At 61.6% G+C, this 19,375-nt stretch carries 26 protein-coding genes and 2 tRNA genes; 17 read left to right on the top strand and 11 right to left on the bottom strand.

Features of this window, described 5'->3' with window-relative positions; all coding sequences use genetic code 11:
* Window positions 1-105 precede the first annotated feature (105 nt).
* The 3 genes from LIW51_RS01515 to LIW51_RS01525 all read left to right on the top strand — a co-directional run bounded on the left by LIW51_RS01515 (window position 106) and on the right by LIW51_RS01525 (window position 3,126).
* Window positions 106-1,665, top strand: coding sequence for an alpha,alpha-trehalose-phosphate synthase (UDP-forming) (locus LIW51_RS01515; RefSeq protein ID WP_227375498.1), 1,560 nt, complete (start codon window positions 106-108; stop codon window positions 1,663-1,665).
* Entirely contained in the window at window positions 1,662-2,507 is an 846-nt protein-coding gene (otsB, locus tag LIW51_RS01520) for a trehalose-phosphatase (protein WP_227375499.1), read from the top strand. Before LIW51_RS01515 ends, otsB begins: the two co-directional genes overlap by 4 nt.
* A gap of 106 nt (window positions 2,508-2,613) precedes the next feature.
* Entirely contained in the window at window positions 2,614-3,126 is a 513-nt protein-coding gene (locus tag LIW51_RS01525) for a hypothetical protein (protein ID WP_227375500.1), read from the top strand.
* A gap of 11 nt (window positions 3,127-3,137) precedes the next feature.
* Here the strand turns inward: LIW51_RS01525 and LIW51_RS01530 are convergent, their stop codons facing one another.
* Complete coding sequence (locus LIW51_RS01530) at window positions 3,138-5,090, bottom strand: ABC transporter ATP-binding protein (protein WP_227375501.1); 1,953 nt, start codon at window positions 5,088-5,090, stop codon at window positions 3,138-3,140.
* A gap of 104 nt (window positions 5,091-5,194) precedes the next feature.
* Window positions 5,195-5,464, bottom strand: coding sequence for a DUF7538 family protein (locus tag LIW51_RS01535; protein WP_227375502.1), 270 nt, complete (start codon window positions 5,462-5,464; stop codon window positions 5,195-5,197).
* 85 nt (window positions 5,465-5,549) lie between these two features.
* Between LIW51_RS01535 and LIW51_RS01540 the strand changes: the two genes are divergently transcribed.
* Together LIW51_RS01540 and LIW51_RS01545 are read left to right on the top strand one after the other, a co-directional pair.
* A tRNA-Val gene (locus LIW51_RS01540) sits at window positions 5,550-5,623 on the top strand.
* 82 nt (window positions 5,624-5,705) lie between these two features.
* The gene (locus LIW51_RS01545; protein ID WP_227375503.1) at window positions 5,706-5,846 is read left to right on the top strand and encodes a hypothetical protein; all 141 of its coding nucleotides are present in this window, start codon (window positions 5,706-5,708) and stop codon (window positions 5,844-5,846) included.
* A gap of 2 nt (window positions 5,847-5,848) precedes the next feature.
* Here the strand turns inward: LIW51_RS01545 and LIW51_RS01550 are convergent, their stop codons facing one another.
* The 3 genes from LIW51_RS01550 to LIW51_RS39815 all read right to left on the bottom strand — a co-directional run bounded on the left by LIW51_RS01550 (window position 5,849) and on the right by LIW51_RS39815 (window position 6,881).
* Window positions 5,849-6,502, bottom strand: coding sequence for a hypothetical protein (locus LIW51_RS01550; protein ID WP_227375504.1), 654 nt, complete (start codon window positions 6,500-6,502; stop codon window positions 5,849-5,851).
* Between the two features lie 51 nt (window positions 6,503-6,553).
* Window positions 6,554-6,691, bottom strand: coding sequence for a DUF7331 family protein (locus tag LIW51_RS01555; RefSeq protein ID WP_227375505.1), 138 nt, complete (start codon window positions 6,689-6,691; stop codon window positions 6,554-6,556).
* A gap of 82 nt (window positions 6,692-6,773) precedes the next feature.
* Complete coding sequence (locus LIW51_RS39815; RefSeq protein WP_438267344.1) at window positions 6,774-6,881, bottom strand: zinc-ribbon domain-containing protein; 108 nt, start codon at window positions 6,879-6,881, stop codon at window positions 6,774-6,776.
* Window positions 6,882-7,017: 136 nt separating this feature from the next.
* Here LIW51_RS39815 and LIW51_RS01560 point away from each other — a divergent pair.
* Window positions 7,018-7,091, top strand: a tRNA-Phe gene (locus tag LIW51_RS01560).
* Between the two features lie 120 nt (window positions 7,092-7,211).
* Window positions 7,212-7,505: a hypothetical protein gene (locus tag LIW51_RS01565; protein ID WP_227375506.1), complete on the top strand. Its 294-nt coding sequence runs from the start codon at window positions 7,212-7,214 to the stop codon at window positions 7,503-7,505.
* 350 nt (window positions 7,506-7,855) lie between these two features.
* Here the strand turns inward: LIW51_RS01565 and LIW51_RS01570 are convergent, their stop codons facing one another.
* Window positions 7,856-8,395 carry a hypothetical protein gene (locus LIW51_RS01570; protein WP_227375507.1) on the bottom strand — a complete coding sequence of 180 codons (540 nt, stop codon included), beginning with the start codon at window positions 8,393-8,395 and terminating at the stop codon, window positions 7,856-7,858.
* A gap of 310 nt (window positions 8,396-8,705) precedes the next feature.
* Between LIW51_RS01570 and LIW51_RS01575 the strand changes: the two genes are divergently transcribed.
* The gene (locus LIW51_RS01575; protein WP_227375508.1) at window positions 8,706-8,894 is read left to right on the top strand and encodes a hypothetical protein; all 189 of its coding nucleotides are present in this window, start codon (window positions 8,706-8,708) and stop codon (window positions 8,892-8,894) included.
* A 254-nt stretch (window positions 8,895-9,148) separates the two neighbouring features.
* Window positions 9,149-9,532: a hypothetical protein gene (locus LIW51_RS01580; protein WP_227375509.1), complete on the top strand. Its 384-nt coding sequence runs from the start codon at window positions 9,149-9,151 to the stop codon at window positions 9,530-9,532.
* A gap of 76 nt (window positions 9,533-9,608) precedes the next feature.
* On the opposite strand, the gene LIW51_RS01585 is transcribed toward LIW51_RS01580, so the two are convergent.
* Window positions 9,609-10,037 carry a hypothetical protein gene (locus tag LIW51_RS01585; RefSeq protein ID WP_227375510.1) on the bottom strand — a complete coding sequence of 143 codons (429 nt, stop codon included), beginning with the start codon at window positions 10,035-10,037 and terminating at the stop codon, window positions 9,609-9,611.
* A 419-nt stretch (window positions 10,038-10,456) separates the two neighbouring features.
* Here LIW51_RS01585 and LIW51_RS01590 point away from each other — a divergent pair, with 419 nt between their 5' ends.
* The 3 genes from LIW51_RS01590 to LIW51_RS01600 all read left to right on the top strand — a co-directional run bounded on the left by LIW51_RS01590 (window position 10,457) and on the right by LIW51_RS01600 (window position 12,508).
* Window positions 10,457-11,350, top strand: a complete 894-nt coding sequence (locus LIW51_RS01590) for an aldo/keto reductase (protein ID WP_227375511.1) — start codon at window positions 10,457-10,459, stop codon at window positions 11,348-11,350.
* A gap of 368 nt (window positions 11,351-11,718) precedes the next feature.
* Window positions 11,719-12,183, top strand: coding sequence for a gas vesicle protein GvpH (gene gvpH / locus LIW51_RS01595; protein ID WP_227375512.1), 465 nt, complete (start codon window positions 11,719-11,721; stop codon window positions 12,181-12,183).
* A 130-nt stretch (window positions 12,184-12,313) separates the two neighbouring features.
* The gene (locus LIW51_RS01600; protein ID WP_227375513.1) at window positions 12,314-12,508 is read left to right on the top strand and encodes a cold-shock protein; all 195 of its coding nucleotides are present in this window, start codon (window positions 12,314-12,316) and stop codon (window positions 12,506-12,508) included.
* A gap of 233 nt (window positions 12,509-12,741) precedes the next feature.
* Here LIW51_RS01600 and LIW51_RS01605 read toward each other — a convergent pair whose 3' ends face one another.
* A complete protein-coding gene (locus tag LIW51_RS01605; RefSeq protein WP_227375514.1) occupies window positions 12,742-13,368 on the bottom strand; it encodes a DUF2238 domain-containing protein in 627 nt (208 codons plus the stop codon).
* Window positions 13,369-13,528: 160 nt separating this feature from the next.
* On the opposite strand from LIW51_RS01605, the gene LIW51_RS01610 reads away from it, so the two are divergent.
* The 3 genes from LIW51_RS01610 (at window position 13,529) to LIW51_RS01620 (ending at window position 15,722) form a co-directional block, all read left to right on the top strand.
* Entirely contained in the window at window positions 13,529-14,140 is a 612-nt protein-coding gene (locus LIW51_RS01610; RefSeq protein ID WP_227375515.1) for a metal-dependent hydrolase, read from the top strand.
* Window positions 14,141-14,201: 61 nt separating this feature from the next.
* Window positions 14,202-14,732: a 50S ribosomal protein L16 gene (locus LIW51_RS01615; RefSeq protein ID WP_227375516.1), complete on the top strand. Its 531-nt coding sequence runs from the start codon at window positions 14,202-14,204 to the stop codon at window positions 14,730-14,732.
* A 123-nt stretch (window positions 14,733-14,855) separates the two neighbouring features.
* Window positions 14,856-15,722 carry an ATP-grasp domain-containing protein gene (locus LIW51_RS01620; RefSeq protein WP_227375517.1) on the top strand — a complete coding sequence of 289 codons (867 nt, stop codon included), beginning with the start codon at window positions 14,856-14,858 and terminating at the stop codon, window positions 15,720-15,722.
* Here LIW51_RS01620 and LIW51_RS01625 read toward each other — a convergent pair.
* Window positions 15,709-16,098 (bottom strand): Hsp20/alpha crystallin family protein, encoded by a 390-nt coding sequence (locus LIW51_RS01625; RefSeq protein WP_227375518.1) that lies wholly within the window; start codon window positions 16,096-16,098, stop codon window positions 15,709-15,711. The two genes, LIW51_RS01620 and LIW51_RS01625, sit on opposite strands and share 14 nt — an antisense overlap.
* A 513-nt stretch (window positions 16,099-16,611) precedes the next feature.
* On the bottom strand, window positions 16,612-17,625 hold the full coding sequence (locus tag LIW51_RS01630; RefSeq protein WP_227375519.1) for a type II glyceraldehyde-3-phosphate dehydrogenase: 1,014 nt from the start codon (window positions 17,623-17,625) through the stop codon (window positions 16,612-16,614).
* A gap of 121 nt (window positions 17,626-17,746) precedes the next feature.
* Between LIW51_RS01630 and LIW51_RS01635 the strand changes: the two genes are divergently transcribed.
* Window positions 17,747-18,691: an aminopeptidase gene (locus tag LIW51_RS01635; RefSeq protein WP_227375520.1), complete on the top strand. Its 945-nt coding sequence runs from the start codon at window positions 17,747-17,749 to the stop codon at window positions 18,689-18,691.
* Window positions 18,692-18,714: 23 nt separating this feature from the next.
* Window positions 18,715-19,047: a CHY zinc finger protein gene (locus LIW51_RS01640; RefSeq protein WP_227375521.1), complete on the top strand. Its 333-nt coding sequence runs from the start codon at window positions 18,715-18,717 to the stop codon at window positions 19,045-19,047.
* Between the two features lie 59 nt (window positions 19,048-19,106).
* Here the strand turns inward: LIW51_RS01640 and LIW51_RS01645 are convergent, their stop codons facing one another.
* Entirely contained in the window at window positions 19,107-19,337 is a 231-nt protein-coding gene (locus LIW51_RS01645) for a hypothetical protein (RefSeq protein ID WP_227375522.1), read from the bottom strand.
* Window positions 19,338-19,375: the final 38 nt, after the last annotated feature.

The following is a 19,375-nucleotide window of genomic DNA, read 5'->3' on the forward strand; positions in this document are numbered from 1 at the left end:
ATGAACGGACGACTGCCTTATTCCTCGCTGTCGGCAACCACCGACGTACCCGATGAGAGGTGAGCACAGACTTGCAGGTCTATCCCGCGGCCTGTGGACGACGTAATGACGGGTGAACCGCCGACAGCGGAGACGGTTTCGACGCTGCTCGAAGACCGCGAACTGGTCATCGTCTCGAACCGCCAACCGTACAGCCACGAGTACGACGATGACGGAAACGACTGGGAGGGAGACGACGGTGACGGACGAGGCGATAGGGACGGCATCACCGTGCAGCGGCCCGCGGGCGGCCTCACGTCCGCGCTCGACCCGGTCGTTCAGTCCGCCGGCGGCACGTGGGTGGCGTGGGCGAGCGGCGACGCGGACGACGAAGTGACCGACGAGAACGGGCGGGTGGGCGTCCCGCCGGAGTCGCCCGCCTACGACCTGCGTCGCGTCCGACTCTCCGACAAACAGGTCGACGGCTACTACTATGGCTACAGCAACCAGGTGCTCTGGCCGATCTGCCACGTCGACCCGGCGAAGATGAACGCCGACTCCGACTTCTGGAAGCAGTATCGATCGGCGAATCGCGCGTTCGCTGACGCCGTCGTCGAGGAGACGGACGACGAGTCGGTGGTCTGGTTTCAGGACTACCACCTCGCGCTGGCTCCGCGGATGGTGCGCGAGGAGCGTGACGCATTCTGCATGCAGTTCTGGCACATCCCGTGGCCCTCGTGGGACACCTTCCAGACGTGCCCGCAGTACGAGCACCTGCTCGATGGACTGCTGGCGAACGACCTGCTCGCGTTCCACACCCACCGCTACTGCCAGAACTTTCTCGACTGTGCGGCGATGATACCCGATACGATGGTCGACCGCGCGACCCGGAGCATCGTCTACGACGGGCGGCGAACGTTCGTCCGATCGTTCCCGCTCGGCATCGACGCCGATTACCGGCGGGAACTCGCCGACTCGGAGGACGCGACCGCGTTCTGGCGCGAGTTCCGCGAACGTCACGACCTCGGCGAGACGCTCGCGGTCGGCGTCGAACGACTCGACTACACCAAAGGAATCCCAGAGCGACTGGCGGCGCTGGAGGAGTTCTGGGAGACGCGTCCGGAGTGGCGCGAACGCTTCACCTACGTCCAGAAGGCAAGCGAAAGTCGGAGCCGGATTCCGGAGTACAGGGAGCTTCAGGCCGAAGTCGAGTCCGAGATCGAGCGACTCAACGACCGCTTCGGAACCGACGATTGGACGCCGGTCGTCTACCTGAACAAGTTCCTCCCGCCCGAAGGTCTCGCAGCGCTGTACCGCGAGGCCGACCTCGCCATCGTCAGTCCGCGCCGCGACGGGATGAATCTCGTCGTGAAGGAGTTCGTCGCGTCGCAGGTGGACGAACTGGGCGTTCTCGTCCTCAGCGAGCTGGCGGGCGCGAGCGAGGAACTGGGCGACGAGGCGGTGTCGGTGCATCCGCACGACACGCCAGGGTTCGCGGACGCCATCGAACGCGCGCTTTCGCTCCCCGAGTCCGAGCGAGCGCGCCGCATGCGCGACCTCGGACGACAGGTGCGTTCGAACGACGTGTACGCGTGGATGACCGCGCAGTTCCGAACGGTGGAGGCGATTCAGCGCGGACGCGACGTCGCCGCCAGATCCGTCCAACGACAACGATACGAGCAATGACTAGTACCGAGACACCCAATCCCCTCGACGAACACCTCTATGCGCTGGTGAACCGACTGCTGAACGCCGACGGACTGCTCGCCATGTTCGACTTCGACGGGTCGCTCGCACCCATCGAAGACCGCCCCGACGAGGCGGCGCTCCCGCCGGCGACGCGAACCGCGCTCGAAGATCTCCGCGACGCCCCTGACGTGCGGGTCGGTATCGTCAGCGGTCGCGGACGGGAAGACCTCCGCGATCGCGTCGATATCGATGGTATCTCGTACGCCGGCAATCACGGGTTGGAACTCCACGCCGGCGACGAACGACGCACCCACCCCGCCGCCGCAGACGCCAGAGACGACATCGAAGCCCTCAGTGACGAACTCGAATCACGGCTCTCCGCCGTGGACGGCGCGTTCGTCGAAGACAAGGGCGTCACCGCGTCGGTGCACTTCAGACTCGTCGACGACGACGAGATTCCCGCGGTCGAGCAGGCGGTGCGGGAGGCGGCGCGGGAGGCGGACGACGTTCGCGTCACGGCGGGCAAGCGAGTGTTGGAACTGCGGCCCGACGTGGACTGGCACAAGGGGCGGGCGATTCGCTGGCTGTACGACCACCACGTCCCCGACGACGAGACGTGGCTTCCGCTCTACGTCGGCGACGACCGAACCGACGAGGACGCGTTCGACGTGTTACCCGAGTCGGGGCTCGCCCTCAAAGTCGGACACGAACCGCCGACTATCGCGGGCTACCGCGTCGCCGACCCGACCGCGGTTCGCTCGATCATCGAGTGGCTCGCGGAGTACGGCGTTGAGTTCCTCCGGACGGAGTCGGAGGAACGCCCCGTCGCTCCCATCTGAGAAACTCCGCGTTACCGTATTCGAAACGCGGGCGCACGGCGGCGAACGGTCTAAACGGTCACGTCAGTTTATTCGCCGCTTGTGAGTATCCTGCTGGCGAGAGCCAATGGCAACCGACGACGACACCGACCGAGCAGTGCGTGACGAATCGACGAACGACTCCGCGACGGACGACCCGGCGACGGATGACTCGGAGGAACGGCGGACAGAGAGGGAACGAGCCCCGGGACGCTCGGCGACCCCGTCACGATACGAAGGCGGGCGACGGCCGAACGAAGGGTCTCGACGGCCGGAGCGGTTGTCCCGTCCGTCTCGCTCCGCTTCGTCCGATCGATCCCGTGACCGGGACGAACGCGAGCTGTGCGAGCCTGAACCGCCGCAACGTGAACCGACGCGAGAAGCGTCCCGTCCGCGGCGGAGCAAAAATCACCGTCGGTCCGAACCGACGGAGGTGCTGAAGTACGGCGGCCCGCGCGACCCGGCGTGGGAACGGCAACGGCGACGAGAACGGGACGCCGAAGTTCGGCGGTACGAACGCGGGGTGAACGCGGCGCTCGAACGCCAGCGCGACTTCCAGCGGGACAAAAGCGGGCGGAGATATCACCGCGGACGACGCTGATATCGCCTCGTTCAATCGTCGGCGTCAGTCCGCGCGGTTCTGCGAGTGGCGCGTTCGATGAACTCCTCCGGGAGTTCGTCGATCTCACCGGCCTGCACGCCCCAGAGGTGCGCGTAGAGGCCGTCGAGCGCCAAGAGTTCGTCGTGCGATCCGCGCTCCACTATCTTCCCGTCTTCGAGGACGACGATCTTGTCCGCGTCCTTGATGGTCGAGAGGCGGTGGGCGATGGCGAACGTCGTGCGGTCTTCGGTGAGGCGGTCGAGACTACGCTGGATGAGCATCTCCGTCTCGGTGTCGACGTCGCTGGTCGCTTCGTCGAGGATGAGGATCTCCGGGTCTTTGAGGATGGCGCGGGCGATGGAAATGCGCTGACGTTGGCCGCCGGAGAGTTTCACCCCGCGCTCGCCGACCTTCGTCTCGTACCCCTCCGGCAGATTCGTGATGAACTCGTGGGCTTCGGCGGCCTTCGCCGCCTCCTCTATCTCCGCGTCGGTCGCGTCGAACGTGCCGTATTCGATGTTCTCTTTCACCGTCCCGTAGAAGAGGAAGGTGTTCTGGCTGACGTAGCCAATGGCCTGTCGGATACTCGGCAGGCTCACGTCGCGGAGGTCGGTGCCGTCGATGCGAATCGCACCCTCGTCCACGTCGTACATCCGGAGCAGGAGTTTGAGGACGGTGGATTTGCCCGCGCCGGTCGGGCCGACCAGCGCGAGGGTGTCGCCGCCCTCGACCTCGAACGAGATATCCTCAACGATGGTCTCCTCGTCGTAGCCGAACGTCACGTCGTCGTAGACGACCTCGCCCTCGCCGACCACGAGGTCTTCCGCGTCGGGCTCCTCTCGGATTCGGCTCGGTTCGTCCATCAGTCCGAAGATGCGGGCGCTGGAGGCGTAGGCGCGCTGGTACATATTGATGATGGAGCCGAACTGTGCCATCGGCCAGATGAACCGCTGGGTGAGGAGCATGAACGTGACGAACTGCCCTGCTTCGAGGGTTCCCGAAAAAAACCACGGTCCCTCGCCGTTGAACACCCACAGTCCCCCGACGATGAACGTCAGTGCGAATCCGAGACCCGAGAGGATCTGGAGCGACGGGAAGAACTTGATACGCGTGACGATGGCGTCCCAGTTTGCGCCGAAGTACTCGTTCGACACGTCGTTGACGCGGTCGGACTCGAAGGACTCCGTGTTGCTCGTTTTGATGACCTGGATGCCGCCGAGGTTGTTCTCTAATCGGGAGTTCACCTTCCCGACTGAGGAACGTACATCGGCGTACTTCGGCTGGATGATTTGGATGAACTTGTAAGTGAACAGCGCGATGAGCGGCACCGGCACCAGTGCGACGAGCGCGAGTTGCCAGTTGATCTTGAGCAAGACGGCCGCGATGGCGACGACCATCACGCCCAGACGGAACGCAGAGTTCATCCCGTCGTTGAGAAACCGCTCCAATCGGTTCACGTCGTTCGAGAGGATGGACATCATCTCTCCGGTCTGCTTATCCGAGAAGAACTCCATGTCCAATCGCTGCATCTTGTCGTACGTGTCGGTACGAATCGAGTGTTGGATGTTCTGAGCGAACGAGTTCCAGCCCCAATTTCGCGCCCAGTGGAACGCCGCGCCGATGCCGAACGCCACCGCGACGACGCCGACGGAGAACCAAAACTGCCCTCGAGGCGAACCCGGCGCAATCTGAGTGGCGACTCCCCGCGAGAGAAACGGAACCGATTCGGTGAGCGCTTTGGAATACGGAATCTGCTTTCCATCTTGAAATAACGCGTCTAGAGCAACGCCGAGTATGATAGGCGGTAGGAGATTCAACACCCGAGCGAAAAAACTCGAAACGACTCCGACGACGAAGGCGAGCCTGTTCTCACCCCCGTATTCGAGGAACAGCCGTCGCATCGGATTCTCGGCGTTCTCCCGTTGTTCCTCGAACGGGTCGTCTTCGTCTGCGTGTATGCTCATTATTCTCTCTCAAGGGACACAGGATTGATAAGAGTTTCCTACGAACCGAAACACGGACTTACAGAAGAAGGTCGGTGGTTTTAGCGCACCGCGGAACCGCCTTTTCACAGATTGCGACTTTCGATTTCGGGGGCAATTCCTGCTTCGGCCAAATCCTGTCGCACGCGGTCGCGCAGGGGCGTGGGAACCGTGTTGCGCCCGACCGGAACGGCCACCTCTCCGTCGCCTTTCACTTTCCAGTAGAGCACGCACTGGCTAGGTTGGTAGAACTCGATACTGTAGTGGTCGTCCGCGCCGCGGTAGTGGACTCGGGCGGCGAACTCGTCTACCTTCCAGCCGTCTTGCTCGCCGAGCGCAGAGAGCGAGTCGTCCATACCTGCGGATTGCTAGCGGGAGTGGTAGTCGTTTCGAAACCGAGAAAGTAACAGTTATTCCTGCGGAGTGATTTCTCCCGGATACGGGTTCGTGGTCTAGTTGGTTATGACGCGGCCCTTACAAGGCCGAGGCCAGTGGTTCAAATCCGCTCGAACCCATACGAAATAAATTAAGAAGTCGTCCGATTTCTTCTGCAACGCTTGGAGGTTCTGTTATCGGGTGCGGACACGGTATCGAACGATGTTCGACCTACTTGGGACAACATCGACAGAGCAGGACGATATGATGGACATCAAGGAGGTGGGTCGACCCGTCCTCACCGCACACTTGACAGACTCGGTCGCGTGCTCTGATCTGTTCCGCCTCGCTTCTCGCCGATGAACTCACTGCTCACTGATGGTGAACAACCGTCGATACCCGATGCTCGCCAACAGGGCGAGGAAGGGAAGCGGGTAGAGCCAGTACGCTCGGTACGCGCGAACGAACAGCGGAATCGTCATCGAGAGCGCGAGAAGCGTCGTCGTCACCAGCGGCGCGTTCGACGATGGAACCAGTCGCTTGAGACCGCGGTCGGTCAGCGCCAGCTGAATGGCTATCGCCGCAGGCACGATCAGAATGAGGTGTTTCGTCCCCTCCCGGTAGAGGGATCGCATCCACTTGTCCGTATCTCCGATGAGTGACGGAACGACCGGGTTGGTCGCGTACTTCCCTGCGACTCCGAACGTCCAATAGATAGCTCCGTAGAACGACTGCGAACCCCAGACCGCGTAGACGAACGCGAACGTCACGGCGGCCACGCTCAAACCGGCGAGTGCGAACGCGGTCATCCACCGAACTCCCGAACGACGGTCGAGTTCGCGGACGAGGTCGTACGCGAGCACCGGGATGGCGAAGACCGCGTGCTGGGAGAAGAGGCCCGCAACTGCGACGGCGCCCCCGCGACTCGTCGGGTTCCGAGCATACCACGAGAGCAGTATTCCAGCCATCGCGAACGAGCGCACGTTCACAACGGTTCCGCCGGCGGCGGGCACGCTCACCAAGAACAGTAGCCCCGATATCTTTTGGACGCAGGGCGGAATCGGTCGGCGCTACGCCTGTCGTACGAGTTCGATGCTGGTGTCTGACCAGATCCACGCGTCTTCGTTCTCCGGATCATACAGTTCGACGCCGCCGTCGATTTCGCGTTCCAGGCAGTCGCCACGTTGTTCGGTGTTCTCTTGCACCATCGGGTACGTCCGGAGTGCAGAACCGTGTTGGAATAAGCTTTGTCCCTCTGCGGCTTTTCGCCGCTATCTATGCGTTCACGAGTCACCCGTCGTCCAGTATCGCTCCGCAGTCAGGGCACTCGTCGTCCACCGTCGTCACCTGCGCGTCGCATTCGGGACAGAACTCTAGATAGCAGGCCGGGTCGCCCATGATAACGAATACCACGACACTCGGTAAATGGCTTGCGTCTAGCGGCTGTCGGGGTGTGGCGTGTCGCCCCGCCGCCCGCGCGCCGTCCGGCGCATTTCGAAATCCTTTTTTGTCCCATGCGCTTCGTACCGAGTGCGCCGCCTTAGCTCAGACTGGGAGAGCACTCGACTGAAGATCGAGCTGTCCCCGGTTCAAATCCGGGAGGCGGCATAGTTTTCCGCGAGACAATACGTCGAGTGGAAAGTACCCTCACCGACCGCGATTTAAAGGATTCACTCGCACCGCCAATCCGCTCGAACTTTTTTTAGCCCTCCCACCGTACCGATATCCATGGAGATAGAACGTGCTCGCGACGAACTGAACGTGACCGGCGACTTCGACGAGTCGGCTGCCGAAGAGCACCCGACGATCGTTCGCATGATGCAAGATGTTTTGGAACACGGTGAGGTGCACGCGAAGTGGGCCGACTCGGACGAGTACGTGGAAGTCCGTCAGGGAACCGCAACGTTCGACTTCGAGGGAGCGGTCATCCTCCTCGACGACGGCATCACGACTCACACGTTCGCGATGGCACAGGTCGTCAGCTGGGAAAAGCCGATGAACGTCTTCGAAAGCGAGGCGTGAACGCCCGGACGATGCTCCGATTCGGCCGGAACGTGTCGAATCGGACATCTCACTAATGGAGACGATAGCCTTAGTTTTCTTTCATGCGCTGTGAACCTCAGTCGATTTCGTTATTGCACGAATTGGCATCACCACGTCGACAGAGGAGAGTACGACTCACTATCCGACTCGCAGAGGGTGCTGCCAGCGTCCCCCGACGACGTGACCGACTACACCGACGAACCTAGGCTTGACTGAGGACTCGGAAGAGTACGGGGCGGTAAATCGGGTTTTTCTACCATTGTTTCGGATTCGGGACGGCACTTTTCCTTCGAGATACACCGCGAGGAATCGAGTTCGTCTCTCAGTCGCTATCCGAATCGGAAGTCGATCTTGGTCGAGTTCTCGACGGACTGATACCCGAAGTGCTTCAACACTCGCTGCTTGAACGGGCTCTGCAGTACGAGATACAACAATCCTAGCAATCGCTCCCTCTCGTGAGAACTCGTTACCGTAACTCGCGTACCATCATCACTGGGCGCAATCGATAGTTTGACCGCCGCTTCGTCCTCCCCGAACTGGATTTGAACGGAATCATCGTTCGTACGCGTCACGTGGAGCGAGTACTCGCGGCGGAATAACTTCAGGAGCGTGCCTTTGAGAACCGCCGTGGCACCTCCGCCGTCCGTCGACTCCTCGTGAATCTCGTCAGCCCACGCGACCGGAAACGCAGCTATCGGATTGAGGAGTTCTTCGAACTTCTCGCGGACTGGCACCGGGGACTTCTCCGTTTCGAGGGCACCTTCGGTACGCAGGTCGAACAATGGAACTGTATCGACGAGATATAGCACGAGAAACACGTCACCGGCGACCAGGAAACCCTCCGTCGAGAAGCTGTACCAAACTACCACGCCCCAGAGGCTGAGAAACGCGAGGTGAACTCCCCCGTGAGCCGATAGTATCTGGTCACGACTGTTTTGACATCTCTATCGAGTCGACCACTCACATTGTTCATACAACATAAAATAAATAATCGAACATAAAATTTGATTTGTGAACGGATTGTTTTCGTTCCCTCCGTCCGTCATCACGAACCGAGGATGCCGACCTCGGTTCGAAATCCGATTACAACGTACCTCTCACCGAACGAGAGAATTGTCTCCAAACGAGCGTCCCCAAACCTATCTATCTCGCGCACTTACTCTCGAAAGGGAGAATACGATGACCGATCAGAACTCGGAATCCCATGACGAAGAGGAGAACGAGGAGCAAGACGAGGATACCCAGTACGGCGGAGGGGCCGAGGAGACCGACGCCGTGGAACAGACGGAACTCCGCGAGGGGGAGACGGAGTCCCCGGAGGAAGACGACGAAGACGACGAAGACGGAGATGAGGACGAGGACGGATAGCCGCTCCGGAAACATCTCGGCGATACACACGTTCTTCGGTGAGACACTTTCGTATGGCGTGAGTGGCGTTACTCACCGATTCGTTCTCCGTTCGAATTCGAGCGCCAACCCGCTTTTTGGCGCTCCCCTTTTCGATCGCTTCCGCATCGATTTCGGCCGAGACCCCACCTGCTACTTAGCGGAGCACGACGGGAGTCCGAGCGCGCATCGACCGTCCCGACACCGCTAACTGGCGCGGCGAGAGAGGACGGTACATGGGAGAGCGTGATGCTATCGCGGAGATGTCCGACGACGAGCGTGCAGCCGTCGAAGAGGTCGAGCGGGCGCTCGAAACGTTTCATCGCGCCCACGGCGCGCTCATCGAGTTCCACCATTCGGTCGGCCGCGCGATGGAGCACGTCGACGAGGCCGAATCTCACCTGCGAGGCGAACACGACGAACTCGCCGACCACCTCGAAGAGGAAATCCTCCCGGCGGGTGTCACCGCCGACGGGAAGCTGACGTACCAACTCGTCGCCGAGTTCGAGGACGGGCTTCTCGCGGAGGTCGAATCGGCCGCCGACTCGGCGTTCGAGGAACTCGCCGACGGCAGGCGCTATCCGATAGAACGCTCCCAACGGGACGGCTCGAGCGAGTGACCGTCGACTCGCGCCCGCGAGAGACTTCGACTGCAGCTTTTCCCACCTCTACCGTGGGCGCACCGGTTGCAGTGATTCAGCGACCGTTTTCGCCGAAATCCGCCGCGGCGATGACGTTCTCGTCGTCTTCCTCGGACTGACGGTACCAGAGTAGATCGAACTCGTGTCCGTCGATCTCCGTCCCCTGTTCGATTCGATAGTCGTCATCGACTTCGCCCCACGACTTCTGATCATCGTCGGTCGTCGGACGGCCGATCGGAGTCGAGCGCGTCTCCTCTTCGAGTTGTTCGGGGAAATCGATCGGGACGTAGAAATCCCCGAGTCGGTCGTCGTTGAAGTAGAGACGGGTGATCTCGTTCGGGTTTTTCGACCACGGGCTCACGACTTCTCCGTCGTAGAGGAGTCTAAAGTCGATTCGGTCGTCCGACATTCGGTCTTTCAGTTCCTCGAGTCGGTCGTTGTCCTCGAACACGGTGAGGTGTCTGATTGCTGTATCGTTCGTCATAGTATGGTTGACTGCGTTCTCGCTGGTCGGCTTACGGTGCACAGAAAACAGGAGTTCTACGGCGCGAAACGATAAGAATATGTTGCCGTCAGGGGTTCGCTTCGGGCGATAGAATCCCTTCCGACAGTCACCTTACTGGAGGATGCGCGACGAACGACCGGACGGTCGGACGGAGGTGTCGGTCGAAAGCTACCCCGACTGATTCGGGAGGCGGCGTGATTATGCCGCGAATCGACGAGGGAGCGAAGCGACCGCGTCCGTGAGTGGCAACCTTGTCCGTGACCGCGATTTGACAGAAATTGGTGGAGAGCAACGAGTTTCGGAGGATCGCAGTGACGAAGGAACTGATCCCGAAAAAAATCACGCGCCCAGTCGTCATCACGGCGGAGCTTTTTGCCCCCTGCTCACGTCCCACCGATATGGAAACTCGCCTGCTCGGCACCGCTGGTCACGACAGCTCGGTACTCACGTTCGGCGCAATCGCACTCGATTTCCTCTCGCAGTCGGAGGCGAACGAGATGGTCGAAGACGTTCTCGCGGCCGGCGTCAACCACTTCGACGTCGCACCGACTTACGGTGATGCGGAGCTGAAGCTCGCGCCGAAACTCGGCGAACATCGCGACGAGATCTTCCTCGGCTGTAAGACCCAGGAACGCACCTACAACGGTGCGTGGGGCGAACTCCACAGGTCGCTGGAGCGCCTCGACACCGACCACATCGACCTCTACCAGTTCCACGCGGTGACGCGCTACGACGAACTCGAAACCATCGTCGGCGAGGGGCAGGGCGCGAACGGTGACGACCCCGGCGCGCTGGCCGCGTTCGAGGACGCCAAACAGGACGGTCTCGTCGACCACATCGGCCTGACGAGCCACGGCGACCCGAGCGTCATCCGGACGGCGATGAGACGCATCGACGGATTGGAGACGGTGATGTTTCCGATGAACTACACCCTGTCGAGCAAGGACGGGCCGGAGTACGACTACGAAGCGGTGCTCGACCTCGCCGAGGAGCGCGGCATCGGCACCTTGGGCATCAAAGCCTTCGCAAAGGGGCCGTGGCCGGACGACCTCGACGTGGACGACCGCCCCTACGACACGTGGTACGAACCCTACGACGAGAAAGATGAACTCGTTGCCTGCTTGCGCTTCGCCCTCTCGCAAGGGTTGACCTCGATCACGAACGCGGGCGACCCTGCACTCGTCCCGGCGATCCTCGACGCCGCAGCCGACTACGAGCCACTGAGCGCAGACGAACAGGAGTCGCTCATCGAAGCCGCTCGGGAGCGCGATTCGCCAGTTCCGAGTCCGTAGGCTGTCCCGCCGTCGAACGCCCGATCTTTCGACTCGGTTCGATGTGTCTCCGTCGGAGCACTGGACAGCGGCGTCGAGGAACGCCACCCCGAATCTCCGGAGCAGTGCGTTCCGGCCGGCGGAGCCGGTCAGTTTCGTCTCAGAAGTGAACGGGCTAACAGTGCCGGCTATCGGATTCGTGTACTCGAATCTCTGTCTCGAAAACGATCACAGGAAAGGGACGTGGTGGTGGCCATCGATTTTTGGTTCGATTTTCGAACGTATGGGATCGTGTCGAGATGATTGCCAACCATTAGGCCGTGCTTTTTGGGTATCGGCAACTAGTCTCGGTGATGGTCACACGACCGTGCGACCGAGAGTAAAGCACGATGCTAAGTCCAGACCCGACAGACGAAAACGACGAACGCGCCGAGTCAGAGGGAGGGGACGACCGGTCGCAGCGACGAGATTCGGAAATCGACGTCACAGTTGCGGTTCGGGCACTGACTAATCCCGTGAACCAATTTTCGGAGACGGAGGACGCTCGTCCGTCTCACGACCGCGGTCGTCGGCAACCGACGGAGCGCGGAAGCGATACGAACCGGACGTCGGAATCGGACGACTACCACGTACGGATACATCGATTCGAGGACGAAGTGGTCGTCGTCGGGGACGTTCCCGGCGTCGGTGGAGACGAACTGTTCGTCGGACTCGACGAGGAATTTCCCGCGCTCATCGTCGTCGTGAACGAGACCGTCGTCGATCACGTTTCGCTCCCGGAGAACGTGAAGACGGGTTACCGAGGCGACGCTGAAAAACGGCGTTCTGCACGTCCACCTTCGACCGTCCGGTAACCGCGCAATCGGCGAGTAAACCACCTCGACGGGACTTTTTCGGCCCTGCCAGGCGGTCGGTACTCATGACTCGCGTGCCAACGTCCATCTCGGAAGCCTTATGCGTGTCCCGCTATTTTGTTTAGAAGCAATGGCGAAAGGAAAAGTTGATTTCTTCAACGACACTGGCGGCTACGGTTTCATCTCGACGGACGACGCGGACGACGACGTATTCTTCCACATGGAGGACGTTGGCGGCGACGATCTCGAAGAGGGGCAGGAAATCGAGTTCGATATCGAGCAGGCACCGAAAGGTCCCCGCGCGACGAACGTTACCCGCCTGTAAGTAGCTCGAACTACTCGCTACTTCGGTAGCAGAAACGAATCCAATTTTACTTAGAGCCGATTAACGGAGCGTAGCCGCCGGTTTCCTCCAGCACCGCTTTTCTCCGCTCACGGGTCTCGTGGCCGCTTTCTGCGTTTCTCTCCTCACTGTCGGGTACCGACCGCGGACGTGGCACGTCAACGGCGATATTCTGTCGGGCGACGTGACGGGGTGAGACGCTCCGGAGGAGTGAGTCACTTGGATTCGCTCCTCGACAGTCGCGCGACGAGCGAGTCTATCGTGCCAGAGAGCACGCCGGTTCCGAACAGCGTGACGAGAATTGCTCCAGCGACGTCGAAGATGAGGTCGACGATAGTATCTTCGAGCCCGTACTGGATGAGTACAGGCTCAATTCCGACGACGCTGGCGAACCCCCGCACGGTGAACTCCAACACTTCCCAGACGACGCCGAACGCGAGCGTGAAGAGGAGGACGTAGACGAACATGAACTGCGGCGGGAAGTGAACCGCGTCGGAGTGTTCGTCGAACGCCACCGCCGTCGCGTAGCCGACGCCCGCGACGAGCGTGGCGGAGAGCGTGTGCGTCAGGTGGTCCCACCACCAGACCACGTCGTAGAGACCGAGCATCCCGACCGCGTGGAAGAAGACGGCGGCGGTGATCCAGAGCGTCAGCGCAGGGTCGAGCGCGAGGCGGTAGTCGCGCTTTAGCACCGCGGGAAGGACGGTCACGCCGAGCGCGAAGACGCCGTTCACCAACACGCCGACGTTCCGGGTCACGAGACCGACAAAGACGACGCTCACGATCGCGAGTTGCATCCCTCGCACCACGTATCGCGAATGGTCGTCGATCGTCTCTCCCATTCCATCGAACGTACGGGCCGAAGGGAATTAACGGTCGCTCTCGTGGTGCACCTCGTTCCCGTGCGCTTCGACGACCGTTCGCTCCATCGCTCCTTGACGAACGTTCGTTCTTGCGCTCTCCGACAAGGGTTTACGTGAATCTCGCCTATCGGTGAGCACAATGATGGCAACCACGCACGCTCTTCTCGGCGTGCTCATCGGGAGTGCGGCGCTGTTCGTCGCACCGGAGTTCGCCCCCGTCGCGGTTGCGGCGGGGCTGGTCGGCGGTCTGTTCCCCGACCTCGACCTCTACGCCGGCCATCGGAAGACGCTCCACTTTCCCGTTTACTACTCGATGGCGACGGTGGCGGTGCTCGCGGTCGCGGCGCTCGTCCCGACTGCGCCGACGGTCGCACTCGGGGTCTTTCTTCTCTCCGCGGCGGTTCACTCTGTGTCCGACGCCTTCGGCGGCGGACTGGAGTTGAAGCCGTGGCTCGGCGAATCGGATCGGGCGGTGTACGACCACTTCCGCGACCAGTGGATTCGCCCCCGGCGGTGGGTTCGGTACGACGGCGCGCCGGAGGACTTCGCGCTCGGATTCTTCTTCGCACTCCCGAGCCTCATCCTCCACGAGGGAACGGTTCAGACGCTCGTGGTGGTCGCGGTTCTCGTCTCGGGCGTCTACTCCCTGTTCCGCAAGCGCCTCGTGCTCGCGGCGGAGTGGTTGGTCGACCGAATACCCACCTCGATATTGGCCTACGTTCCGGAGCGATTCGTCCGAGACCTCGTGTAGAAGGTCGAACGCGCTTCGAAGGGTTTATTCACGGCCTGACCATCAGACTTCAGTAGTAACCATGTCCGACAAACCTGCCTCGATGTACCGGGCCATCAACAAGCCCGCGTACACGCGACGCGAGTATATCACGGGTATCCCGGGTTCGAAGATCGCACAGTACAAGATGGGTAACGTGGAGAGCGACGAGGACGACTACCCCGTCCAGATTTCACTCGTCGTCGAAGAGGAGTGCCAAATCCGCCACGGCGCGCTGGAGGCCTCCCGCCTCTCCGCCAACCGCTTCCTGCTCAAGCAGTTGGGACAGGAGAACTACAAGATGATCCTCCGCAAGTTCCCCCACCACGTTCTGCGCGAGAACAAGCAGGCGACGGGTGCGGGTGCAGACCGTGTCTCCGACGGAATGCGACAGGCGTTCGGGAAGCCGGTCGGCACCGCCGCGCGGATTCAGACGGGCGAGCGCGTGTTCACCGCGTGGTGTAACGTCGACGACGCGACCGTCGTGAAAGACGCGCTCCGCCGCGCGTACAACAAGATATCCCCGCCGTGCAAAATCGTCGTCGAGCGCGGTCAGGAGAAGCTGGTCAGCTAAAACGGACTCGTTTTTTCGGCGTGGTTGGGTTTCCGCAGAGCGATAGCGACGTGGACTACGGGGGTCAGAGATTCGCCTCCCGACTACACATCTTTTTACGGGCTGCCGCGGAACCCCCGTCCGATGCTGAACCTCGCGGTCGCGTACAAACAGGAGTCGTTCGCGCGCATGCGCGACCCCTTCGCGGAGCGCGAAATCCGAGTTCGACACGTCCCGAGCGAGGCTCGAACCTTTGACCTCGCCGACCCGCAGTGGGGCCCCGACGAGTTCGACGTCGGCTTCGTCTACCCCTCCCGAGCAATGGAAGGCGGCGTGGTGGACGCCCTGCTCTCGGTGCCGTGGGTGAACGATCGCGAGGCGGTGCTCACCTCGCGCAACAAGGGCGGCGTCGTCGCCCAGCTCGGGCGAGCGGAGCTTCCGGTTCCGAAGACGGTCGCGGTCTCGAATCCGGTCGATGAGAGCGACCTACGGGCAGTCTTCGCGCGGTTCGACCCCCCGGTCGTGGTGAAGCCCAACTCGACCACGCGCGGGACGGGTATCGCCAAGGTCGGCGACCTCGATTCCTTCCTCGGCGTCGTCGACTACCTGAACCTCGTCCACGACTACCGAGCGACAGGCGATAAATCGTTCCTCGTACAGGAGTTTCTCCCCGGCGCGACCGACTACCGCGCGATGGTCGTGGACGGCGAGTACGTCGGCGCGGTCGAACGCCGACTGCCGGACGACGCGCTCGCCGACGGTCGGTGGAAACACAACGTCCATCGGGGTGCGGAGGCGCGCGGGAGTACTCTCTCGAAAGAACACAGAGAACTCGCGGAGCGGACTGCGGAGGTGTTGGAGATACCCTTCCTCGGCGTCGACTTGCTCGATACCGGCGACCGGGTCGTGGTGAACGAAACGAACGCCCGGCCGACGATCGACGCGGAGACGAAGTACGAAGATGGCTTTTACGACCGTCTCGCCGAACTCATCCGGGCTACTCGACGTTGATGTTCGCCGACTCGTCCGTCTTCTCCAGCGTGACTTCGAGGATGCCGTTGTTGTAGGTCGCTTTCGCGGAGCGTTCGTCCACGCGCGCCGGGAGCGAGATGCGTTCGTCGTACTCGCGGTGGTCGCTGACGGCGCTGATGGTCAGCATCTCGCCGTCGCACTTGAGGTTGATGTCGCTTTTCTCGACGCCGGGGAGGTCGGCGATGACGCGAATCGTCTCATCGTCTTCGTGGATGTCGATGTGAGTCTCCGAACCGAAGCCCGACGTGCCGGTGTCGACCCCCATGTCGACGTTCCCGCCCATCATATCGTTCATCATGCGCTCGATTTCGCGGAAGAGATCGTCGAAGGGGTCGTCGCGGTCGTCTCGTCGCATACCCGAGAGTAAGCCCTTGCCGGGGAAAAGGTTTTGGACGTTCACCGAACGCGCCGCTTCCGTGAGGTCAGAAATCACCGGGTTCACGTTCGAAACGCTTGGTTCGTCGATTCGATGCGCGTCGCGCCGACCGACGCGAAAAAATAGAATGAGGTGTCAGATTCACGACTAGTACTGCTCCTGCTGGTTCTCGTTTTCGGCTTCCGAGTAGGCGACCTGAGCGTTGCTGTTGCTCTGGGAGCTAGCCTGGACGGCCGACGCGTCGCCTTTGTAGTACGAGACGGCGGTGTTGTCGTCCTGAACGTTGATGTTCGCTGTATCACATCCTGCTCTTGATCCACGTCGGACTCAGCGTACTGCCAGCTATTCCTGTTTCTTCCACCACGGTGTGTATGCCACGGCCGTACTCGCGAAGCCGACGGCGAACAGATTCCCACGATGGTCGCCGCTCACGGGGAATGGGGCAGTTCGTACGGTACCGTTGGGTCGAAAAGGTCGAATCGAACGCCCGGTTCAGAAGCTGATGCCGAGCGCGTCGTTCGTCGTCTCGACGCTCTCGCGGGCGTCCGCGGCGTTCGTCACGGCGCGAATCGCGTCCACGTTTTCGGGAACCACGTCGCTCTCCTGGTGGATGGCTTGGAAGAGGTAGAGGTCGTTGTCCTCCATCGAGATCGACTCGCCCCAGACGCAGTTCTCCCAGAAGTCGGCACGCGGCCTGCCCCTGTCCATGGCGAACTCCTTGAGTTTGCCGGCGCCGTCGATGTCCATGTGCTCGGGGACGACGAACAGGCGCGACTGGCTTTCGAGCAGTTCGCGCACCTCCTCGGCGCCCGGTTCGGCTTCGAGCGAGACGTTGATGCTGTGCATGTGCATCAGCGTCGCCGGAACCTTCAGCCCGAGCGTGTCGATGGCGAGGTCGGGGAAAATGGTCTTCACGTCCGGTCCGTGGTGCGACGGCAGCGAAATCGGGTTCGGCAGGATATCATTGATGGGGCCGCGGCCCGACTGGGCCGGGTCGCCGCCGCGTCGGACGAGGGTCGCCCGAACCTTCTCGACGCCGTATTCCTCGCGAAGTGGCGCGATGAGCCGCGAGAGTCCGGTCGTGTTACAGGAGACGACGCGGACGTGCCGTGCGCCCACCGCGTCCTCGAAGTTGGCGCGAGCATTGAAACTCACGTCGCCCACGTCGGCGGATTCGCCGCCCTGATACAGCGCGGGCGTGTCGTGCTCGTCGTACAGCGATTTGTTCTCGGCGCCGATTCCGGAGGGACAGGCGTCCACGACCACGTCGGCCTGTTCGACCATTTCGTCTACCATCCCGGTGAGTTCGATTCCCGCGTCGTCGAACCGCTCCGCCCGCTCCTCGATGGCGGCGTAGAGCGAATACCCGTTCTCGATAGCTCCCTCGGCCTCAAAGTTGGGTCGGGTCTTCGCAACACCAACGACCTCCATATCCGGTTGCGCGCGGACGGCGTCAGCGACTCGCTTCCCGATTGTCCCGTACCCGTTAATGCCGACCTGTAGCATGTGTGTCTGGCTCCAACGCCCGCCACCAAAACGGTTTCGAGCTGTTTCGACGGAAAACAACTCTCCTGCGAGTAAGTCGCTAAAGGGAACATCTAACCACCCCCGAGCGCAAGCTTCGACCATGAGTTTGGACGACGCGGCGCGAACCGCCGTCGAACAGTGTATGGCGCTCCAACCGGATGAAACCTGCGCGGTCATCACCGACGATAAGCGGTGGGACATCGGCAAGGCGCTGTACGACGCCGCCTACGAGGTAACGAACGAAGTGGTCATCGCGCGCTATCCGGTCGGCAACCAGCACGGCGAGGAACCCCCCACCCCCGTCGCCGCCGCGATGGCCGGCGCGGACGTGGTGCTCGCCCCGACGACCAAGAGTCTCAGCCACACCCGCGCACGCGGAAAAGCGAACGAGGCGGGTGCACGAGCCGCGACCCTCCCCGGCATCACGGAGGAAGTGATGGTCACCGGCCTCGCCGCCGACTACGAGACCATCGGCGCACACTGCCGAGACGTGCTCGAACAGGCCGAGGGCGCGGACGAAATCCGCGTTACCACCGAGAAAGGAACCGACATCACCTTCGAACCCGGCGACCGGAAGTGGTACGACGACACCGGTCTCTGCCACGACCCCGGCGACTTCACCAACCTTCCCGCGGGAGAGGTGTTCGTCAGCCCCGAGAACGCGAACGGTCGCTACGTCGTCGACGGAACGATGCGCCCTCACGGCCTGCTCGACGAGGGGCAGACCCTCGGATTTGAAGTCGAAGACGGCTACGTCACGGAAATCAGCGACGACGACATCCGCGAGCAGGTCGAGACCGGCGCGGAAGAAGTTGGGCGAGACGCGTACAATCTCGCCGAACTTGGCATCGGGACGAACGTCGCCGTCACCGAACTCGTCGGCTCCGTCCTGCTGGACGAGAAGGCGGGCGGCACCGTCCACATCGCCATCGGCGACGACGCAGGAATCGGCGGCGACACGGACGCTCCGCTCCACCTTGACGGTATCATTCGGGAACCGACCGTCTACGCGGATGGTGAGGAAGTTGAACTGCCACAGCCCTGAACCCTTATCGAATCCTCCACTGAATGACACTCGTCCACGGAACCCAAGTTCATGGCGTTGACGTAGACACGGAGACGCGCTGTTCGCACTACGACACCGAGCGAGACGTAATTGCGATTCGGTTCCCTTGCTGTGACGAATTCTATCCCTGTTACCGGTGTCACGATGCAGTAGCCGACCATCCCCGAGAAGCGTGGCCCGAAATAAAACGAGCTGCGGAGGCGGTGCTGTGCGGTGTCTGCGGTGCCGAACTGATGATTGCCGAGTATCTCGCCTGTAACTCTCAGTGTCCCGAGTGCGATGCAGGATTCAATCCCGGCTGTGCTGAACACTACGAATTGTACTTCGAGGGCTGAGTTCGGGTGGTCGCCATTATGAGAAAGGTACAGTGGACGTTTCACCCATCACAAAAGCATTACTTCGTGTCAACCGAGTGGTCGCCATGAATCGCCGTGCCCTCCTCGCCGAACTCACCGTTCCTCTCGTCGGCGGCGCTGCCATCGTCGCCCGAAGGCTCGATTATCGCCGCGATAAGAACTTCTCCATTCGAACCGAGCCGCCCATCCCGGGACACTAGTTCGAACTCGTCGGCTTTGATGAACGATACGATGAAGAAAACGCACCGGATGACTCTCTTTCTAATCATGCGGAGGCCGAGTTTGATTCATCCGACAACGGTATTCG

This window comes from Haladaptatus halobius (assembly GCF_020618475.1).
Taxonomy (GTDB): Archaea; Halobacteriota; Halobacteria; order Halobacteriales; family Haladaptataceae; genus Haladaptatus; species Haladaptatus halobius.

What these genes read in the sequence shown, in the direction of transcription:
- LIW51_RS01620 (WP_227375517.1), top strand. Translation starts at nt 14,856, where the DNA reads ATGCTGAACCTCGCGGTCGCGTACAAACAGGAGTCGTTCGCGCGCATG.
- LIW51_RS01530 (WP_227375501.1), bottom strand. Translation starts at nt 5,090, where the DNA reads ATGAGCATACACGCAGACGAAGACGACCCGTTCGAGGAACAACGGGAG.
- LIW51_RS01585 (WP_227375510.1), bottom strand. Translation starts at nt 10,037, where the DNA reads ATGACGAACGATACAGCAATCAGACACCTCACCGTGTTCGAGGACAAC.
- LIW51_RS01610 (WP_227375515.1), top strand. Translation starts at nt 13,529, where the DNA reads ATGATGGCAACCACGCACGCTCTTCTCGGCGTGCTCATCGGGAGTGCG.
- LIW51_RS01545 (WP_227375503.1), top strand. Translation starts at nt 5,706, where the DNA reads ATGTTCGACCTACTTGGGACAACATCGACAGAGCAGGACGATATGATG.
- LIW51_RS01565 (WP_227375506.1), top strand. Translation starts at nt 7,212, where the DNA reads ATGGAGATAGAACGTGCTCGCGACGAACTGAACGTGACCGGCGACTTC.
- LIW51_RS01515 (WP_227375498.1), top strand. Translation starts at nt 106, where the DNA reads ATGACGGGTGAACCGCCGACAGCGGAGACGGTTTCGACGCTGCTCGAA.
- LIW51_RS01625 (WP_227375518.1), bottom strand. Translation starts at nt 16,098, where the DNA reads ATGCGACGAGACGACCGCGACGACCCCTTCGACGATCTCTTCCGCGAA.
- otsB (WP_227375499.1), top strand. Translation starts at nt 1,662, where the DNA reads ATGACTAGTACCGAGACACCCAATCCCCTCGACGAACACCTCTATGCG.
- LIW51_RS01535 (WP_227375502.1), bottom strand. Translation starts at nt 5,464, where the DNA reads ATGGACGACTCGCTCTCTGCGCTCGGCGAGCAAGACGGCTGGAAGGTA.
- LIW51_RS01555 (WP_227375505.1), bottom strand. Translation starts at nt 6,691, where the DNA reads ATGGTGCAAGAGAACACCGAACAACGTGGCGACTGCCTGGAACGCGAA.
- LIW51_RS01605 (WP_227375514.1), bottom strand. Translation starts at nt 13,368, where the DNA reads ATGGGAGAGACGATCGACGACCATTCGCGATACGTGGTGCGAGGGATG.
- LIW51_RS01525 (WP_227375500.1), top strand. Translation starts at nt 2,614, where the DNA reads ATGGCAACCGACGACGACACCGACCGAGCAGTGCGTGACGAATCGACG.
- LIW51_RS01600 (WP_227375513.1), top strand. Translation starts at nt 12,314, where the DNA reads ATGGCGAAAGGAAAAGTTGATTTCTTCAACGACACTGGCGGCTACGGT.
- LIW51_RS01640 (WP_227375521.1), top strand. Translation starts at nt 18,715, where the DNA reads ATGACACTCGTCCACGGAACCCAAGTTCATGGCGTTGACGTAGACACG.
- gvpH (WP_227375512.1), top strand. Translation starts at nt 11,719, where the DNA reads ATGCTAAGTCCAGACCCGACAGACGAAAACGACGAACGCGCCGAGTCA.
- LIW51_RS01645 (WP_227375522.1), bottom strand. Translation starts at nt 19,337, where the DNA reads ATGATTAGAAAGAGAGTCATCCGGTGCGTTTTCTTCATCGTATCGTTC.
- LIW51_RS01580 (WP_227375509.1), top strand. Translation starts at nt 9,149, where the DNA reads ATGGGAGAGCGTGATGCTATCGCGGAGATGTCCGACGACGAGCGTGCA.
- LIW51_RS39815 (WP_438267344.1), bottom strand. Translation starts at nt 6,881, where the DNA reads ATGGGCGACCCGGCCTGCTATCTAGAGTTCTGTCCCGAATGCGACGCG.
- LIW51_RS01630 (WP_227375519.1), bottom strand. Translation starts at nt 17,625, where the DNA reads ATGCTACAGGTCGGCATTAACGGGTACGGGACAATCGGGAAGCGAGTC.
- LIW51_RS01635 (WP_227375520.1), top strand. Translation starts at nt 17,747, where the DNA reads ATGAGTTTGGACGACGCGGCGCGAACCGCCGTCGAACAGTGTATGGCG.
- LIW51_RS01575 (WP_227375508.1), top strand. Translation starts at nt 8,706, where the DNA reads ATGACCGATCAGAACTCGGAATCCCATGACGAAGAGGAGAACGAGGAG.
- LIW51_RS01590 (WP_227375511.1), top strand. Translation starts at nt 10,457, where the DNA reads ATGGAAACTCGCCTGCTCGGCACCGCTGGTCACGACAGCTCGGTACTC.
- LIW51_RS01615 (WP_227375516.1), top strand. Translation starts at nt 14,202, where the DNA reads ATGTCCGACAAACCTGCCTCGATGTACCGGGCCATCAACAAGCCCGCG.